A 16,621-nucleotide genomic window follows, 5' to 3' on the forward strand; every position below is an offset into this window, starting at 1 on the left:
TCGATCATCGACCAAGTGCTCGAGAGGAGGGAGGGTTTTCGCACGCTGGAACACCGTTTGCCTTTCTGCATTTGCCTTCCTGTCAGTTTGTTCGTTTTGTTTGGCTGGCGGTCGATCGCGGCCACTCGCATTCCCTTTTGGTGCCCCACTATGACCCAGTCTGTCTCCCGAGTATTGTCCGCGTCCACAATGCGGTCGGTGAAGCTCGCAGCAGATCTAGGAACGGCGGTCTTGGTGGTGTTTCTCCTCTACGCGGGGCGCGACGTGTTGATTCCGTTCGCGCTGAGTTTGTTGTTGGCGTTCCTCTTATCTCCAGTGGTCAATTGGATCCAAAAGAGAGGGTTTTCCAACCTGTCGGCAGTCTTTGTGACGGCGGCGGGGCTTTTTACCTTGCTGATTCTAGGACTGGTGGTTCTGGGTTCGAGCATGGCCCAATTCGCGTCCGACTTTCCCAAATACAAGGGTGAGGTCGAGAAGAAGGTCGAGTCGATTCAATCTGCCGTGCAAGATGTTGGCAAGCAGTTTGAGAAGGTATTGGCGAAACCGAAAAAAGAACGTGCGGCCGGTCGGATCGTGGAGAAAGGTGAAGAGACGTCGGAGACCGAGGAACCGGCGGACGAGAAGAGCGGCGACGAGGGGAAGAGCAGGTCAGCGGAGGGCCCTGAAGTTCCTTGGCAAAGTCTCCTTGGGAATCTCGCGAACGTTTTTGGACCGATCGGGACCGCGGGCTTGGTCGCTGTGTTCGCCATCTTCTTGCTCGTCAATCGAGATGACCTGAGAGATCGATTTGTCGCGGTGGTAAGCCGCGGGAACTATGTTGTCACGACCGAAGCGATAGCGGAAGCGTCGGAGCGAATCAGCCGATACATCTCCGCCCAATTCCTTTTGAACTCTTCCTATGGTGTGATTTTTGGGGTGGGATTGTGGGTCGTGGGACTTGTCATGGACCCGCAGCGGGGATTCCCCAACGTCTTGTTTCTAGGGGTGATGGCTGGGCTCGTCCGTTTTCTCCCCTACGTCGGTCCCTTGATCGGCGCCGGATTACCCCTTCTGGTATCGATCGCTCTGTTCCCGGGTTACACGGTTTTCATGGTCGTGTTGGGGATGATTGTGGTACTCGAGTTGATCTACAACAATCTTTTGGAGCCTTGGCTATACGGGTCACGGACGGGGGTTTCGGCGATCGCCGTCATTACCGCAGCGGTTTTTTGGGGGTGGCTTTGGGGGGCGGTCGGGTTGTTGTTGGCGACCCCGCTCACCGTTTGTTTGGTCGTGCTCGGGCGATACGTTCCGCGTCTCAGGTTCTTTGTCACGTTGCTCAGCGACGAGGAGCAAGTCCCGCCGTCACTCCGAGCCTATCAAAGGCTCCTTTCTGGGGACGACCATAAACTGAAGGAGCTCCTCGTCGAAGAATCCAAGAAGAAGAGCGATGTCGAATGGCTCGATGAGATTCTCGTTCCGGTATCGAAGCGAATTCAACGGCAGCCTGCAGGGGAGCGTCCGTCGTCGAGCGAGCTGACGGAGAGACTGAAGTCGGTTCTCAACGAAGAGCCGTTGGCGAGCCTCTTTCGGGCTGACCCAGGTGAGCATGGGGAGCAAACCATCGCAGCGATTGGGGCTCGAGCAGCGACCGAGACGATACTTTTGGAAAAGTTCAGTCAAATGGAGCCAGATTTGCTGTGGAAGGTCGATGTCTCGGGAGAGATGCCGGAGGTCTTTGCCAAAGAGATACTTCAGATCAATCCCAGCGCGGTCTTACTCTTAGCGCTACCGCCCGGAGGGGTAAGGCAAACCATGTTCTGGATTCGTACCCTGCGCCGCGGTGGATACGAAAAGGAAATCTTTGTCCTGCGCCCGGGCAAACTTCGACGTTACGATGATTTGTTGGTCGCGCTGCGAAATGCAGGTGCCACCGCACTCCTCACTTCGTTCTCGCAAACGCGTCGAAAGCTGAAGAGTTTTTCTCAGGGAGGTGTAGTATGACAACGGTAATGGTGATCGATGATCGACGAGATTCCGAACGGATCGTATCGAGAAAGCTGATCGATATGGGCTTTGAAGTCTTTTCTCGCGACAACGCCGAGGGATTGGTCGAAACGCTAGACACTCAACCGGTCGATCTGATCATTTTGGATATGAATATGCCCGAGGTCGATGGGTGCGAAGCCACCATTCTGCTTCGCTCCCACCCCGTTTACAAAGATCTGCCCATCGTACTTTGTACCGCTCACCCTTTGCCGGGCGACCAAGAGCGGGCCATGAGCGCGGGATGCAATCGGTTTTTAGAAAAGCCGCTGCAAAGCGAAGAGCTTCGAACCATCTTATCGGAGCTCCTCACCCCATCCCCTACATCGGTGACTTCCCCCGAACAATCTTCATGATCAAGCTAACGACAAACATGACCAAGAAGAGGATGAAGAGGATTTGAGCAATGCCAGCCGCACCCGCAGCAATGCCGCTAAATCCGAACAATGCCGCGATCAAGGCAAGAATAAAAAAGGTGAGTGCCCAGGAAAGCATGACGATAACCTCCAAGATGCCAATGAAAACGAAAATGCAATCGCCGGGATGCGCTCCGTCCGAAGCGGACCTCCAGCTTTAGATGAAATTAGCAAGCGTCATGCCAAACGTTCTTTCCAGGCCTTGAGCGGTTGGATTGCTCGATGATCGACCAGGGTGTCTACTGAGCGTTCAACCAACGCGCGGTTTGCATCGAATGGATGAGCGACTGGATGATTCCGTCCAAGCTATTGGCGGCTGAATCCAGGATCGTCCAGTCCGCTTCCGATGCGGCTTGTTCAAAAACCGCGATTTGGTCCACTTCCGCTGTGGCATAGAACGTGCTGGTAAGACCTTTCAGGCTGTGAGCGAAGAGTTTGGCTCGCGAGGCATCGCGAGCCAGTACGGCTTCCCGAAAGTCCGCGACGAGCTTGGGAGAGTCCTCGGCGAAGATACCAGCCAACTCCATCAAGAGATCCCGGTTGCCATCGAGTGATTTTAAGGCTTGTACCTCGTTGATAGGCATGTTCAGTCCCATTCGTGTTGGAGAGTGTGAGGATGGTACGGGGCGGAGTGGCAAGCCCGTTCCGTCGATGAGTGGACGGAAACCACAGCAAACAGCATACCGATAAGAAGGCATTCGTTTTGGTTGGAGAGCTTCATGACAAAGGTATTGGTGATCGACGACGATCGGATGGTTCGGCACATCGTCAGCGCCGGATTGAATGGATACGAAGGGCTCGAAGTGCTTCAGGCGAGCGACGGGGATTCGGGGCTGCAACTGATTGAACAGGAGCAACCCTCGGTGCTTCTTTTGGATATTTTCCTTCCGGAGCACAACGGCTTGGAACTCTTTCGCAAGATCCGGGCGATCAATGGAAAGATCCCTGTGATCTTTATCACGGCGGATACGTCGAGCGAAACAGCGATTCAAGCGATGCGGGCAGGGGCCTTTGACTATTTGTCGAAGCCGCTGAATGTGGAGCAAGTTCGCAATCTGACCATCAGCGCTGTGCGCGCTCGAAAGGCCATGGATCAACCGGTCGCCTTCTCGATCGGGGAGGGAATGGCGGACGCAGAGCGATTCATCGGCCGTTCCAAAGCGATGGTCGAGGTCTACAAGTCGATCGGCCGGGTTGCCGCGCAAAACGTGACCGTCTTGATCCGCGGGGAAAGTGGATGTGGAAAGGAATTGGTGGCCCGCGCGATTATGCAGAACAGCCATCGAGCCGATCGACCTTATGTGGCGGTGAACTGCGCTGCGATCCCAGATCAATTGCTGGAGAGCGAACTCTTTGGCCATGAAAAAGGAGCGTTCACGGGCGCAGAGAAACGTCGGATCGGTCGGTTTGAGCAGTGCGATGGGGGAACCATCTTCCTGGACGAAATCGGGGATATGTCCCAGGTCACGCAGGGCAAGGTTCTTCGGTTGCTCCAAGAACAGAAGTTCGAGCGGGTGGGAGGAAACGAAATAATCCAGACCAATGTTCGCATTATCGCGGCAACCAATCGTCCCTTGGAAGAAATGGTCGAGGAAGGAACGTTTCGCGAGGATCTTCTCTATCGCTTGAACGGTTTCACCATCTTCCTTCCACCCCTCCGCGAGCGAGTCGAAGACATTCCTTTGCTGCTCGAGTACTTCTTCCGGCGTGCCAAACATGACATGTCACGCCCTGAGCTCGAAGGAATCTCGCCTGAAGCCTTTGAGTTGCTGCAGCATTATGACTGGCCAGGAAACGTAAGGCAGTTGCAGTCGGTGGTACGGCAATCGGTTCTCAACACGACGGGAACCGTCATCGCGTCGGTGAATCTCCCCGACTTTGTTCAAGAAGGCAGGCGACAGACGAAATCTGTTCCGCATGTGGAGAAAGCAGGTTTGGAGCGTTTCGATGAAAAGGAACAAACTGATGCACCTAACCATGTGATCGAAAAGGAACCGATGGAGCGCGCGCGCGTCGAACCCGAGCACATCAGCGCGCAGCCTGTTGAACGCCCATCCAGCGTCCATCACGACGAGGATGTGACGGATGGCACCGAATTCCTGGATCAGGACACGAGCAGAGTTTTTCCCCTTTTTGAGTATGTCGCAACGCGCATGACCGAGGGGACAGTCAATCTTTATGCCGAAGCATTGGAGCAGATGGAGCGACGGCTTTTCACCCAAGTCCTTGAGGCGACCGGGGGGAATCAGTCCAAGGCAGCCGAGATTCTCGGCATCACGCGAGGAAAGGTTAGGGATAGGATCGCCACCTTTGGTATTCACGTTGAGAAGACCGTTTCGATCTCCAAGAGAAGCTAGAAAAATATGTTACGCTTTTTGGAATCGCTATCGTCCCTGCTGGAAACGCAAGGATTTCCGGCGAGATGGAATTGCGGCACGGTTTGGTATCAAGAGCCGTGGTGGGGATGGTTGCATATTGTCAGCGACGTCGTGATATGGATGTGTTATTTCACGATTCCCCTTCTCATGATCGCTTTCGCGAGAAAAAAAGGGGATGTGCCGTTTCCCAGCGTCTTCGCTCTTTTCGCATCCTTTATTCTGCTTTGCAGTATCACCCATTTGATCGATGCCATGATTTTCTATTGGCCGGTTTATCGATTGGCCGGGTTGATGAAATTTGCTACGGCTGTGGTTTCGTTCGCGACCGTGATCGCACTGTTTCGGATCCTCCCCGCAGCTCTCCTCCTTCGAGGGCCGAATGAAGCGCAGCGTGAAATCGACGACCGAACGAGCGAACTGCGGAAACTGACCGCGCAGCTGCAGATCGAAGCAGACAGACGTGAGAAGGTGGTGCAGGATCTTCGTGAGCACCGGGAGTTGCTCAAGCTTGCGATGACTGAGGGGGATACGGGGTTCTTCAACTGGGATTTGAAGTCCGATATGGTGGCGATGGATACCGCGGAGATCGCTCTGACCGGGTTGGGCGAGAAGGAGAATAACATCCTCGCGGACGACTTCTTTGATCGCATCGATCCGGAATATCAAGAATCGGTTCGGGAGGCGGCGCGGCGCGCTGTCGAACAAGGGGAACCGTACGATGTCCGATTTCCGTTCCTGCGCCCCGATGGACGGAAAATTTGGCTGGCAGGCAGAGGCTGTGTCTTCAAAGACAATCGAGGAAATCCACTCAAATTCATCGGACTCAATCAAGATGTAACGGTCCAGGTTGAACGCGAGAACCTTTTGGATTTGGAAGCCGAACGAGCGCGCATCGCGAGCGAACAGAAGAGCCGATTCATCGCGCAAGTGAGCCACGAAATTCGAACTCCCCTGGCCGCCATGCTCGGGTGCATCGACTCGCTTCTCTTGACGTTAGAAAAGAGCGACACGCGTGACATGTTGGGAATCGTGCGATCGCAAGGTGAGCTACTGCAAGTCTTGGTGAACGATGTACTGGACCTGTCCAAAATGGAAGCGGGGAGATTGAAGTACGAAGCGAAGCCGACGCCCGTGGCCAATGTGTTCGCCGATGTTTGGTCTCTCATGAACCCCTTAGCCCAGGAAAAAGGCATCTCCATCCGATGGCTGGCCGAGACGAAGATTCCGGAGACCATCGTTTGCGATCGCTATCGTTTGAAACAGGTCTTTGTGAATCTCATCGGAAACGCCATCAAATTCACCGATCGAGGTTCGGTAACCATCGTGGCGAGACTGGAATCTCTCGGACCCGACCAAAATGAATTGATCGCCGAGGTACGGGATACAGGATGCGGAATCCCCAAAGATAAATTGGACGTGATCTTCGAAGAGTTCGAACAAGCAGGAGAGGAACGCTCGGGAGCTGGATTGGGACTCGCTATTTGCCGCCGCCTCGTCAACCTCATGGGAGGCACCATCTCCGCGCGAAGCGAAATTGGAATCGGATCCGCATTCACCGTTCGAATCCCCATCGGCAAAATCGACGAAGAGGCTTTGGTCGTCATGGATCAAATCGCTCTCGATTCCAATGAAGAATCGGTCGTCCGCGAGGAACTCCAGCGACTCCCGTTGAAAGTGCTCGCGGCCGAGGATACCCGGGCGATTCAATTCGTTTTGCGAAGGATGGTCGGCTCGCTGGTCAGCGAACTGGCAATCGTCTCGAATGGTCGATTGGCGGTCGAACAAGTCATGGAGGCAGAAAAAGGACCAAACCCCTACGATCTCGTTCTGATGGATATCCAGATGCCGGAAGTCGATGGCATCGAAGCGACGCGGCAATTGCGCCGTGAAGGGTTCCGCCGACCTATCATCGCTCTCACCGCAGGAGCCATGGAATCGGAGAAACAAGCGTGCATCACCGCCGGCTGCACCCACTTCCTCGCCAAGCCGATCGACCTGCGAGAGCTCCGTCGACTCATGCAATCCATCAGCGGTGAAAAGAAATAGCGAAACTCCTGAACCTTTTGGCACGAATATTGCTCCATGGAGTTGTATTCTCATCAACTACTGCCTAGGGTGGATCAGGAGACCTTAAAATGATCACGGAAACCGTACGTTCCATTCGCACCAATGAATTAGCAACGACCACTCCAAGCGAGCGCCGCAAGACGAAACTGGCGATTCGCAGCGGCTGGTCTCAAAAAGAGAAAGAGCAGCGAGCGATTGTCGCATCCTGCCGAACGGCCGAGCTGGCGTACCTCCTTTTCGGCGAAGACGGTGGCTGCTACCCAGCCGCATCTTGAGCGATTCCAATGCAATGTGGTCGATCACAGCCTAACCGGTTGCACTGGATCGATTACAGTTGGTGTTCCTGGATGTAGCTGGCGACCAAATGAACCAGCGCGCCGCCGTCCAAGGGTTTGGTGGCGTAGTCGTTGCAACCGCATGCAAGGCATTTGTCCCGGTCGTCTTTCATCGCGTTCGCGGTCAACGCGATGATCGGTTTTGAGAAACCCCATTCGCGCAGTTTCTTCGCCGCAGTGTAGCCGTCCATAATCGGCATCTGCATGTCCATCAAAACCGCGTCGACCGGCGACTGACTTAGAAATGGTTCTGAAGTGAGCATTCGGATCGCTTCTTCCCCGTTCGTGGCAAGAACGACGCTTGCCCCGGCTTTCTCTAAGAAGTTTTGGGCGAGGAAACGAATGTCCCGGCGATCGTCGACGACCAAAACAAGTCCTTGAACCTTTGCCAGTTTCGCGGATTTTCCGTCCGAGTGAATTGGCTTGATCTCGTCGATCCAAGGTTCTTCGCCGAGTCGGCCACAATCGATCTCCAACGAAAAGATGCTTCCTTCGCCGCGACGACTGTCTACCCAGATGGTCCCGCCAAGCATCTCTGCCAAACGTTTGCTGATCGCGAGTCCTAGCCCGGTTCCTTCGAACGCGCGGGTCGAGGACGCGTCCGCCTGAACAAAAGGTTGGAAAAGGTTTGGAAGGACGTCTGCATCGATCCCGATTCCCGTATCGACGATTCGAAAGAGCATGATGTTTCTTTCTGGTTCGTAACGGCAGTGGAGATCGACCCGACCGTTGTCGGTGAATTTGATCGCATTGCCGACGAGATTGACCAAGATCTGCCGCAGACGAATGGGGTCGGTTTGGATCGTATTGGGGATGCTGCCATCGAGATGGACCTGGAAGTCGATCTGCTTCTCCGCCGCGCGAACGTCGAGCAGCGATCGAATTTCGTGCAGCACTTCGGTCGGTGAAATATCAATCTGCTCTATTTCAAACTTGCCCGAATCGATTTTCGACAAATCGAGAATGTCGTTGATGATCTGGAGAAGAAATTTACCGTTCCGTTGAATCGTCTCCACCGACTGGAGATCATCGGGATTGGAGATGTGGTCGGCCAAGATTTCGGTATGGCCTAGAATAGCGGTCATGGGAGTTCGAATCTCATGACTCATATTGGCGAGAAACTCACCGCGGGCTTTGGTCGCATTCTCCGCCGTGATGCGAGCCTTCTCGAGCTTCTCTTCTTTCTCGATCAATTCGTCAATGTCGGTGTTGGAACCGAACCAATGGGTGATCTGGTTGTTCGCGTCCCGGATGGGAAGCGCTCGCGATAAGAACCACCGATACTTGCCATCCTTACCACGGAGTGGGAATGTTTCCTCCCAAGGTTCACCGGTATCCCAGCTTCGTTGAATACTCTGAACCACACGATCCAAATGGTCCGGGTGATGGACTTGCTGCCATCCCCACCCGCGAACCGATTCGATCGTCGTTCCCGTGTAGTCGTACCAACGTTTGTTGTACCAATAGACTTCACCTTCTGGATTGGCCATCCAGGCGAATTGAGACATGTTATCGGCGAGCATGCGAAATCGCTGCTCGCTCTCGCGTAGCTCCATCGCGGCTCGCGACTCGGCTGTCAAATCCTTTGCAATGGTCGAAATACCGATCAAAGTCCCATCGGCATCGACCAGCGGCGCTACTTTCAGCAAAACCTCGACCCGCGTGCCATTTTGATGAAGCCGTTCGGTGCGCAGCGGCTCGATTTCTTCGAGCAAGCACGAGCGTCGCAAAAGATCGAGCTCCTCCGATTGCCGTTCTTCCGGAACGACCTTGAAAATGGGGCTCCCAACCATTTCGGCCTCTCCGTAACCAAAGAGCTTCGTAGCTGCGGCATTCCAAGTCATGACAATGCCATGGAGATCCTTCGTGATGATCGCATCGTTCGAAGCATTCACGATCGCGGACATGCGAATGCGAGTCTCTTCCGCTGCACGTTGCTCGGAGATGTCTGTTACGGCTGAGATAATCGAAGTCGGTTTACCGTAATAGTCGCGGATAAGGCGAGAGGATATGTTGGCCCAGATCGTTTCGCCACGATGATTGCGATAACGCTTGTTCATGCTGAACGAATCTTGCTGACCGCTCATCATCGGAGCGACTAGATCCACGTTGCTCTGCAAATCGTCCGGGTGGGTAATCTCTCGATACGAGATGCCGATCAATTCTTCCTCGGTCATTCCGAGAATCTCGCAGAAGCGTCGATTCACTCGGATCAATAATCCATCCATCGAGGTATGGACGATACCGATCGGAGCCGAATCGAACAGCGCTCGAAACGTTTGCTCGCTTTCCTGCAATTGCGCTTCGAACGCGCGACGTTTCGAAACGTCCCGAAAAACCAAAACACTCCCTTCAATGCGACCGTCATCCATTTTGATCGGGGCAGCGCTGTCGTCGATCGGGGACTCCGATCCATCGGGTCGGATCAAGACCGTATGGTTAGCTAAGCCAACGATCATTCCGGTCTTCAAGGCGCGCATCGCTGGGTTATCGACCGCCTCGCGCGTCGTTTCGTTGACGATATGAAAGACGTCCTCCAGCTTCATCCCCTGTGCGATACTTCGCTTCCAGCCAGTCAGCCCCTCTGCGATCGGGTTCATCTCGACGACCAATCCATTTGCATCCGTTGTGATCACTCCGTCGCCGATGCTTTGAAGCGTGAATCGCATCGATTCGCTCTTGGCGTGGATCTCTTCGGCCTGCTGAGCGAGCCGTTTGGACTGTTGGCGGGAAAGCGCAAAGTGAAGTCCGATGGCAAATAGGACTGCGAGTCCCGATCCCACGGCCGAAACAAGAGTAGTTCGGTACGCTTCGTCCAATCCAGTTTGTCGGGAACGGAGCAACTCGCGTTCGGCTTCCTCAAATACTGCAACGGCTTGATCGAGCCTATCCATTCGATTTCGCCCTACCCCCGACGCGACGATTTTAATCGCCTCCTCCACACCGCTCTCGCGGGCTGTGCGAAGGGTTTGCGTCAATTGACTCACTTTTCCAGATGTCAACTCCGCGATCTCTTTCATGCGCCGCGATTGCTCCGGATTGTCGGAGACCAAGTCGCTGAGAACACCAAGCGTTCGTTCTACATTTCCGTCGAGCTGTGCAATCGATTGGAGATACTCTTCCCGATTGGTCAGTAGAAAACCGCGCAATTCCGACTCGGCATCCAGCACCGTAGAAATCAGTTGCTTCGATTCCGTCAGCACGCGATGGGTATGCGTAACCCAATCAGCGCGCGCGAACATTTCCCGCGCGGTTTGGGCGGAAAGAAACAGGTTAAGTCCGATGAGCGCAATGGCAACTACAGCGGATAAGACGACCGGACCGCGCGAGATGGGCACGTTCAAAGCCTCGGTGGATTTGGACCAAACACGACGTTGTTGTCCAGATTCTATCTCTTCCCACTTCGCCCGGCGAGTCTTTATCACGTCGACTCGCGAAACTGATTCCAATCGATTCCCAGCTTTCGCATCTTCGCTCGCAAGGTGTGAGGGTTGATTTTGAGAAAGTGTGCGGCTCCTCGCTTCCCTTCGATTTGTCCGTGGGTCAACACGAGCGCTTTTTCAATATGTCTTCGAATCGCCTGGTCGAGCGCATCGAGCTCGCGTTCCGGCTCCTTGTCCGCCCCCGGTCCATGCCTCTCACTCGCGACCACAACACGCTGGACCGATTGTTCGGGAATGACTTCGTAGTAGGTGGGCTCGTCGGTTTCAATCGCTGGCTCATAGCGGGTTGCAATGCCGATTCCCAAAGCGTTCTCAATATCGAGCTTGCTCCCTCGTCCTAGAATCACGGCCCGATCCATCACCGCTTGAAGCTCCCGGATATTGCCCGGCCATCGGTATTCGATCAGTTGCTTGATATCGCTCGACGCAAGCTCGACGTAGGGGAGTCCAAAATTTGTGGACGCCCGCTTGGCGAAGTGCCTGGCCAACGCGGGAATGTCTTCGATCCGCTCGCACAACCGAGGCAATAGAATCGGAAACATGTTGATCCGATACCAAAGGTCTTCACGAAAGCTCCGCTGATGCACCATGCCGGCTAAATCGCGGTGTGTCGCGGCGACAATCCGTACATCGACATGGATCCACTCTTCCCCCCCCACGCGCTCGATCTGATGCTCCTGGAGCACCCGCAACAATCGAACTTGTGCGGCCAAAGGCAACTCACCGATCTCGTCGAGAAAAAGCGTACCACCATCCGCTCGTTCGAACCATCCTTTGCGCTGGTCCGACGCTCCCGTGAAGCTCCCTCGCTCATGGCCAAAGAGTTGCGAATCGATCAACTCGGGAGGTATCGCACCACAGTTGACACGAATAAATGGTCTGCCCGCTCGTGAAGACCTTTGATGAATGGCTCTCGCAACCACCTCCTTGCCCGTCCCTGTATCCCCTAAAATCAATACCGGCATATCCGACGGTGCCACGATCTCCACCCGCTCCATCACCGACCGCAACCCCGAGTCGGCGCCGACGATAATGTCCTTCGTCGCTGAAGGACCCTCCTCGGAACCAACGGCTTCGTTGGAGAGGGAAACCTTGGACGTCGCTGCCAAGAGCAGGAACCAAAGGGGACCCCGGAGTCGCTCGAGCGCGAGCCACTGCTCGTCCCGAAGCGCCCGACCATGCTCCACCTCCAAAATCGCAACTCCCGTTTGGTCGCTCCCGTCCGAGTGAAGACTGCGAAGCGGGATCCCTACCGCGGAGCCACTGGTGGAATCCGGAGTCAAATAGGCCAGCTTGCCACTGCGACGGGGTCCGTGCTGCCTTAACATTCCATTCTCTTCAACCCAAGCCCCCAACTCGGACCATTTCGATTCGGTGCAGCGAACCGTTCGGGCATCGATGGGGTACGGTCCATGGGTCGCCGTTGCCACGACCGTCGCCGCCCGCTGGGTCGGGTCCAGCCCGTAGAGGACCAAGCTCTGGATTGGCAACTCCAGACGCAAAGTGCTGAGAACGCGCTGCACGGCTTCCAACGTCGAAGCTGCTTGGAAGACTTGATCCCACACGATCTCTTTCATCCTGACCTTGTTCTGGTTTGTTCCTTCGATTCCACCCCACACCGCAAATCCAGCTCGCGAATCCTGTGCCAACCGCTTCCCCAGCGCCTTACGAGAAACTACCAAGGTCTTCCCCTCACGGGACACAGCAGGCCATCAAATATAACGCCGTGCCGTGACATTTCATGGCACTGCGGGAAGGAAATCCCGTGTCAGTTAAAGGGGGCGAGAAATTTTTTTCCTCGAAAATGATTGGTGAAGGTTGGAAGTCTGGGGGCCAGGAGGCTCCTGAGGAAATGGCTTCGTCCTTCTGGCCTTGTGTTTGCGTCGAGAGATGGGGCGGTTCGGTTCCCTCTACGGACCGGCGTGTTCTCCTTCTTCACGGTAAGCAGATGAAACCCAAATCGATTGTTGTTCTTGGATTGCTAGCTCTCGGATTTTTCGGTGGCTGCGCCCGCCAGGCGTCGGCCCCGAAAGCGGACGGTTCCGGTTCGATCACGCTCTTAAACGTTTCGTATGACCCAACGCGCGAGTTCTACGTTGAATTCAATGCAGCCTTTGCCCAACATTGGGAGAAGCAAACAGGCCAACCAGTCCTTATCGATCAATCGCACGGCGGGTCGGGTAAACAAGCCCGGGCTGTGAACGAGGGATTGGATGCGGATGTTGTCTCTCTCGCCTTGGCCGGTGACATCGACCTGATCGCCAGGAGCTCCAAGCGACTGGAATCGGACTGGCAAACCAAACTTCCGCACAACAGCTCTCCGTATACATCCACCATTGTCTTTTTGGTCCGAAAGGGGAATCCTAAACAGATTCGGGATTGGGACGATTTGATTCGCGACGGAGTGGAGGTCATCACGCCGAACCCGAAGACCGGTGGGGGGGCTCGATGGAACTACCTCGCTGCATGGGGGTTCGCGCTCCAGAAAGAGCTCGGTGATTTATCCCTGGTTCAGGATCCGAGCAAAGCGAATCTAGTGCAGGCCGCCAACGGCAAAGCCAAAGAGTTTATCGGCAAGCTCTATAAGAACGTTCCGGTGCTAGATACGGCGGCTCGGGCCGCTACCAACACGTTCTTGCAACGCAAGATCGGGGACGTCCTGATCGCTTGGGAAAACGAAGCGTTCCTGGCATTGAAGGAATCGGGGCAGGGCGAAGTGGAAATTGTCGTTCCGAGTTTGAGCATCCTCGCAGAGCCGCCTGTCGCGGTCGTCACCAAAAATGCAGAAAAGCACGGTACGAGTCAAGTGGCAACGGCATACCTCGAGTATCTCTACAGCGATGAGGGACAACGATTAGCCGCCAAACATTTCTACCGTCCTCGCAATGCGAACGTTCTCACGGAAGAATCGAAAAAGAACTTTGCCGAATTGAAACTCTTTGCTTTGACAGACCTGGTTCGCGATTGGGAAGAAGCGCAACAGATCCACTTCAAGGATCGAAGTGGAATCTTCGACCAAGTCTTCAACCAATAACCGACTATCAAGGACGAGTGTCATGCTATTCGCTTCCAAGAGACAAAACCGTTTGCCTGGGTTTGGTCTCACCATCGGGTATACATTGCTCTACCTGAGTTTGATCATTCTTTTACCTCTGACAGCGTTGATGCTGAAGTCTGCATCGACCCCTTGGAGTGAGTTGCTGGCGACTCTCACGCACCCACGTGTGAGTTCGGCGCTACGGCTCACCTTTGGCGCGTCCCTCCTGGCTGCGTTGATCAACACGCTCTTCGGTTCCATCATTGCGTGGTCGTTGGTCCGCTACCGGTTCTTTGGCTCACGCTTCTTCGACGCCATCGTCGATCTTCCTTTTGCCATGCCGACAGCCGTTTCCGGCATTGCACTGATGGCGATTTATGGCCCGAATGGCCCGGTTGGAAGTTTCCTGCTCCCCTGGGGAATCCAAACTGCCATTTCGTTTCTTGGGGTTTTGATCGCTTTGATCTTCATCGGTTTGCCCTTCGTGGTTCGAACCATGCAACCCGCGATGGAGGAACTCGATGCCGAGATGGAGCAAGCCGCAGCGAGTCTAGGGGCTAGCCGATGGCAAACCTTCACACGGGTTACACTTCCCAGCATCCTCCCAGCCATGATTACAGGATTCACCCTGGCGTTCGCCCGTTCATTGGGCGAATACGGGAGTGTTGTCTATATGTCGGGCAATCTTCCTAACAAGACCGAGATCATCTCCCTTGTCATCTCCAACAAGATCGAGGAGTCGGATATTTCAGGCGCTTCGGCGGTCGCTATGGTTCTCCTGCTCGCTACCTTTGCGAGTCTCATGATGGTGCAAGGCATCCAATGGTTTGCAAACAAGAAAACAGGTCGCGCGTAACGATGGGATCGAGCAAAACCAAATCATTGCAATCGAAGGATCCGTGGTGGGTACGATGGATACTTATCAGTATTTCCGTCGCGTTCCTCACCTTCCTTTTGCTCTTGCCGCTGATCGTGATCTTCCAAGAGGCCCTTTCGAAGGGGATTGCGTTCTATATTCAATCGATCTCGGATCGGAACGCTTGGAACGCGGTGAAGATGACCCTGATCACCGCAGGAATCGCTGTTCCTCTCAATTTGATTTTCGGAATCGCAGCTGCTTGGGCGACGACTAAGTATCGGTTCCGAGGGAAGAGCATGCTGGTATCGATGATCGATCTTCCTTTCGCCATTTCGCCGATCGTGGCCGGTCTCATGTTGGTCCTTGTTTTCGGTTCGCAAGGCTGGTGGGGTGAGTGGCTTTCGGACCGAGGGGTCCAAGTCATCTTTGCTGTTCCTGGAGCGGTATTGGCAACTGTTTTTGTCACGTTTCCATTCGTGGCAAGGGAACTGATTCCCTTGATGCAAGAGCAAGGTAGCGACGAAGAATGGGCCGCCATTTCCTTAGGTGCGAACGGGTGGCAGACCTTTTGGAAGGTCACGTTACCCAACATCAAATGGGCCTTGCTCTACGGGGTCCTTCTGTGCAATGCCCGAGCAATGGGAGAGTTTGGTGCAGTATCGATTGTCTCGTCCAACATACGCGGACGCACCAATACCATGCCATTGCAAATCGATGCGCTGTACTCGGAGTATCAGTCCGCGGCTGCTTTTGCCCTAGCATCACTTCTCGCCGGTTTAGGTGTATTCACCTTGATCGGTAAGACGATCTTGGAGAACCGAATCAAAGCTCTGAGATCCGATCGATAACCCATTCCCGCTGATGTCCATTTCCGAAAAAATTTACCTTGTCGCCAACGGGAAATCGCGCCCGGTTGGTACCTGGGCCAGCAAATAGTATCGCAATGAGTATTGAAGTAAAAAACTTAAGCAAATCGTTCGGCTCCTTCTCCGCGCTCCAAGATGTGAACCTGCGCATCGAGACGGGGGAGTTGATTTCATTGCTCGGACCATCCGGATCGGGAAAGACGACGCTTCTTCGAATCATCGCCGGAATGGATATTCCAGATCCAACTCCCGGAAGCCAGATTCTATTCTTCGATGAGGATGTGGCGAGGATGCCGGTTGGCAAGCGGCATGTGGGCTTCGTTTTCCAACACTATGCTCTGTTCCAACACATGACCGTGTTCGATAACATCGCTTTTGGGTTGCGAGTACGATCTCGGGACAAACGCCCCAGTAAAAAGGAGATTCAGGATCGCGTTCGGGAATTGCTCCGACTGATCCAACTGGAGGGCTTTGGCGATCGATTTCCTTCCCAACTATCCGGCGGACAACGACAGCGCGTAGCCCTCGCACGCGCTCTCGCCATCGAACCGCGTGTCCTCCTCCTGGATGAACCGTTCGGCGCACTCGATGCCAAGGTGAGGCAAAGCCTTCGGCAGTGGCTCCGAAGACTGCATGATGAACTCCACACAACAACTGTCTTGGTGACGCATGATCAAGAGGAAGCTCTCGAGGTATCCGATCGAGTCGTTGTCATGAATCAAGCTAGAATTGAACAAGTCGGTACGCCGGAGCAGGTCTTTCATCATCCCACTTCGGAGTTCGTGATCGATTTCCTAGGGAACGTCAACGTCTTTCGAGGGCGCGTGCATGATGGGAAGGCGACCTGGGTCGCACCACGCGAGGAAATCATTACAGGGCATTCGGAGTCGAATTCAGAAAACGCGGCCAAGATCTATGTGCGACCGCACGAGTTGGCTCTTGAACGCTTGAAGCAAAGCGAGGATAGCATCTCCGCGAGGGTACAGCGAATCAATCTAGCAGGCGCACAGGCCAAAGTCATTCTCAGCACCGCCCAGCACGAAGAGATCCGTGTCGATCTGCCTATGGAACGATTCCAAAACCTCCGGCTCGTACCGGGTGACGCTGTCTTCGTTCAACCGACGAACACACGTGTCTTCGTACCCGATTACAGCATTTAATCAGGGTTGGACAACGCATGTTTCAGCGGGTCGAA

The 16,621-nt window shown here is 54.5% G+C and carries 13 protein-coding genes; 9 read left to right on the top strand and 4 right to left on the bottom strand.

Annotation, left to right across the window (positions count from 1 at the left end; genetic code table 11):
- Nucleotides 1–150: 150 nt before the first annotated feature.
- Together SH467x_RS08990 and SH467x_RS08995 are read left to right on the top strand one after the other, a co-directional pair.
- A complete protein-coding gene (locus SH467x_RS08990) occupies nt 151–1,983 on the top strand; it encodes an AI-2E family transporter (protein WP_482370935.1) in 1,833 nt (610 codons plus the stop codon).
- Nucleotides 1,980–2,381, top strand: a complete 402-nt coding sequence (locus SH467x_RS08995) for a response regulator (protein ID WP_482370936.1) — start codon at nt 1,980–1,982, stop codon at nt 2,379–2,381. The genes SH467x_RS08990 and SH467x_RS08995 overlap by 4 nt, the downstream gene beginning before the upstream one ends.
- Here the strand turns inward: SH467x_RS08995 and SH467x_RS09000 are convergent.
- Together SH467x_RS09000 and SH467x_RS09005 are read right to left on the bottom strand one after the other, a co-directional pair.
- A complete protein-coding gene (locus tag SH467x_RS09000) occupies nt 2,347–2,520 on the bottom strand; it encodes a DUF1328 domain-containing protein (RefSeq protein ID WP_482370937.1) in 174 nt (57 codons plus the stop codon). The two genes, SH467x_RS08995 and SH467x_RS09000, sit on opposite strands and share 35 nt — an antisense overlap.
- Nucleotides 2,521–2,680: 160 nt before the next feature.
- Complete coding sequence (locus SH467x_RS09005; protein ID WP_482370938.1) at nt 2,681–3,025, bottom strand: Hpt domain-containing protein; 345 nt, start codon at nt 3,023–3,025, stop codon at nt 2,681–2,683.
- 135 nt (nt 3,026–3,160) lie between these two features.
- Here SH467x_RS09005 and SH467x_RS09010 point away from each other — a divergent pair, with 135 nt between their 5' ends.
- From SH467x_RS09010 to SH467x_RS09020, 3 genes are all read left to right on the top strand, one after another.
- On the top strand, nt 3,161–4,798 hold the full coding sequence (locus SH467x_RS09010) for a sigma-54-dependent transcriptional regulator (RefSeq protein WP_482370939.1): 1,638 nt from the start codon (nt 3,161–3,163) through the stop codon (nt 4,796–4,798).
- A 6-nt stretch (nt 4,799–4,804) separates the two neighbouring features.
- Nucleotides 4,805–6,865, top strand: coding sequence for an ATP-binding protein (locus SH467x_RS09015; protein WP_482370940.1), 2,061 nt, complete (start codon nt 4,805–4,807; stop codon nt 6,863–6,865).
- 89 nt (nt 6,866–6,954) lie between these two features.
- A complete protein-coding gene (locus tag SH467x_RS09020; protein WP_482370941.1) occupies nt 6,955–7,161 on the top strand; it encodes a hypothetical protein in 207 nt (68 codons plus the stop codon).
- Between the two features lie 53 nt (nt 7,162–7,214).
- On the opposite strand, the gene SH467x_RS09025 is transcribed toward SH467x_RS09020, so the two are convergent.
- Entirely contained in the window at nt 7,215–10,646 is a 3,432-nt protein-coding gene (locus tag SH467x_RS09025; protein ID WP_482370942.1) for a PAS domain S-box protein, read from the bottom strand.
- The gene (locus tag SH467x_RS09030; RefSeq protein WP_482370943.1) at nt 10,643–12,346 is read right to left on the bottom strand and encodes a sigma-54 interaction domain-containing protein; all 1,704 of its coding nucleotides are present in this window, start codon (nt 12,344–12,346) and stop codon (nt 10,643–10,645) included. The genes SH467x_RS09025 and SH467x_RS09030 overlap by 4 nt, the downstream gene beginning before the upstream one ends.
- A 266-nt stretch (nt 12,347–12,612) precedes the next feature.
- Here SH467x_RS09030 and SH467x_RS09035 point away from each other — a divergent pair, with 266 nt between their 5' ends.
- From SH467x_RS09035 to SH467x_RS09050, 4 genes are all read left to right on the top strand, one after another.
- Nucleotides 12,613–13,698 carry a sulfate ABC transporter substrate-binding protein gene (locus SH467x_RS09035; RefSeq protein ID WP_482370944.1) on the top strand — a complete coding sequence of 362 codons (1,086 nt, stop codon included), beginning with the start codon at nt 12,613–12,615 and terminating at the stop codon, nt 13,696–13,698.
- 22 nt (nt 13,699–13,720) lie between these two features.
- On the top strand, nt 13,721–14,557 hold the full coding sequence (gene cysT, locus SH467x_RS09040) for a sulfate ABC transporter permease subunit CysT (RefSeq protein ID WP_482370945.1): 837 nt from the start codon (nt 13,721–13,723) through the stop codon (nt 14,555–14,557).
- A gap of 2 nt (nt 14,558–14,559) precedes the next feature.
- Entirely contained in the window at nt 14,560–15,408 is an 849-nt protein-coding gene (gene cysW / locus SH467x_RS09045; RefSeq protein ID WP_482370946.1) for a sulfate ABC transporter permease subunit CysW, read from the top strand.
- A 95-nt stretch (nt 15,409–15,503) separates the two neighbouring features.
- On the top strand, nt 15,504–16,586 hold the full coding sequence (locus tag SH467x_RS09050; RefSeq protein ID WP_482370947.1) for a sulfate/molybdate ABC transporter ATP-binding protein: 1,083 nt from the start codon (nt 15,504–15,506) through the stop codon (nt 16,584–16,586).
- Nucleotides 16,587–16,621 lie beyond the last annotated feature (35 nt).

Origin of the sequence: Brakhagea slesvicensis, assembly GCF_052161625.1 — a bacterium.
GTDB lineage: Bacteria > Planctomycetota > Planctomycetia > Pirellulales > Pirellulaceae > JBKCUI01.